2 protein-coding genes are annotated in these 2097 nt (G+C 73.7%); both read right to left on the bottom strand.

Features of this window, described 5'->3' with window-relative positions:
- Positions 1-1362: GAF domain-containing protein (locus GT030_RS26645; protein ID WP_161203292.1), on the bottom strand; the 1362-nt coding region annotated here is incomplete at its 3' end.
- A 77-nt stretch (positions 1363-1439) separates the two neighbouring features.
- A partial coding sequence (locus GT030_RS26640; protein WP_161203291.1) for an SDR family oxidoreductase occupies positions 1440-2097 on the bottom strand: 658 nt, incomplete at its 5' end.

Genomic DNA, 2097 nt, shown 5'->3' with positions numbered 1-2097 from the left:
GTGGGAAGCGGCGGACCACAGGCGGCGCCGGGCGGCGGCCTCCTCGTCGGCGTCGGCCGAGGGCGCGTCGAGGCGGGTGGCGAGGACGGCGTGGGTGGCGTCCAGGTCGGCGTCGAGCCGCGCGGCGCGTTCCCGGAGCAGGCGTGGGTCGCGGTCGCGGGCGTCGAGGAGGTCGTCCAGGAGTTCACCGCGCACGCGCCGCTCGGCCTCGGCGGCGGAGCGGCGGGCCAGCAGGAGCAGGGAGGTGACCATCGCGGCGCGTTCCAAGGTGCGCTGGTCGACCGGGTCCAGGTCGGGGTGTCCGTGCAGGACGAGTGCGCCGAACACCTCCTCCCCCGCTGCCACGGCCGCGATCCAGTCGGGCCCGTGGCGCACCGCGTGCCCGTCGGCGCGGGACGCCTCCAGCGCCTCGGCGGGTGTGGTGCCGGTCTCGGTGAACTCGACCGCCCCGTCCAGGACTTCGGCCACGGCCGCGGCCACGTCGTGGACTCCCCCGCCGCGCAGGACGAGCTCGGCGAGCCGGTCGTGCACCTCGGAGGCGCGCTCGATGACGGCGCTGCGGTCCTGGATGACCTCGTTGGCGCGTTCGAGTCCGGCGAGGGCCGCCTGGGTCCCGGTGAGGAGGTTGGTGGTGTCGATGGCGGCCGCGGCGAGGGCCGCGAAGGAGCCGAGCAGGGCGATCTGTTCGCGTTCGAAGACCCGTGCGCGCCGGTCGGCGGCGAAGAGGACACCGATGACCTGCGGGCCGAGCGTCAGCGGGACCCCGACGATGGCGAACAGGCCCTCGTCGCGCACCGCGACGTCGATGGTGTCGGTGTGCTGGAAGCGGGCGTCCTGGAAGTAGTCGTCGGTGACGTAGGGCCGGGCGGTCTGGGCGACGAGTCCGCCGAGCCCCTCTCCCATGCCGAGCCGGAGCTGCTGGAAGCGGGCGGAGACGGAGCCCTCGGTGACCAGCATGTAGGTGTCGCCGCGCTCCGGGTCGTTGAGGCTGAGGTAGGCGATGTCGGTGGCGAGGAGGGAGCGGGCCCGCTGCACGATGGCCCTCAGGACCGCGTCCACGTCCCGGAGCCCGGCCAGGTCGTGGGCGGTCTCGAAGAGGGCGGACAGCTCCGCCTCCCGGCGGCGGCGCCCCTCCAGTTCCGCACGGACGCGCAGCGCGAGGAACTTGGCGTGCTCCAGCGCGGCAACACGGTCGGCGGGCTCTCCCTCGGCGCGGGCGACGAGGACGGGCCGTTCGTACGCCTCCGGGGAGGCGTCGCGGGCGAGCAGTTCGAGGTAGGGGGCCTCCGCACAGGCGACGGCCCCCGCCGCGGCGGCCCCGGTGGCGGGGCGCGCGGCCGACTGGAGTTGATCGGGAGACATGGCCACAGGATCGCTCATCGTGGGCTCGGGCGGTCAGCCCTGTGGACAACTCCACGGGGGCCGGTCGGGGCAGCGGTTCAGTGGGCCGTCCAGCCGCCGTCCAGCACCAGTGAGGTGCCGGTGACGAAGGACGCCTGCGGGCCGCACAGATAAGCGACGGCTTCCGCGACCTCCTCGGGTTCGATCAGCCGGCGCAGCGCGCTGTCCTTGAGCAGGACCTCGGAGAGGACCTGCTCCTCGGGGATGCCGTGCGCCTCGGCCTGGTCGGCGATCTGCTTCTCCACCAGTGGGGTGCGCACATAGGCGGGGTTCACACAGTTCGACGTCACACCATGGGGAGCGCCCTCCAGCGCGGCCGTCTTGGACAGCCCCTCCAGCCCATGTTTGGCGGCCACATAGGCCGACTTGAAGGCAGAGGCGCGCAGCCCGTGGACGGAGGACACATTGACGATGCGTCCCCAGCCCTGCGCGTACATGTGGGGCAACGCCCCGCGGATGAGCCGGAAGGGCGCCTCCAGCATCACCGTCAGCACGGTGTGGAAGACCTCGGGCGGGAACTCCTCCAGCGGCCGCACCAGTTGCAGCCCGGCGTTGTTGACCAGTACGTCGCTCCCGGCGGCGGCCCGCTCGGCCGCGTCGAGGTCGGTGAGATCCAGCACCTGGGGCACGACCCGCCCGGCGAGACCCTCGGCCCGGCCGGCCAGCCCGGCCAGCCCCGCCTCGTCCAGGTCGAGC

Origin of the sequence: Streptomyces sp. SID1328 (assembly GCF_009865595.1) — a bacterium.
GTDB lineage: Bacteria > Actinomycetota > Actinomycetes > Streptomycetales > Streptomycetaceae > Streptomyces > Streptomyces griseoluteus.
Note: the sequence above shows the minus strand (reverse complement) of the source record. Positions and strands in the feature narration are given on the sequence as shown.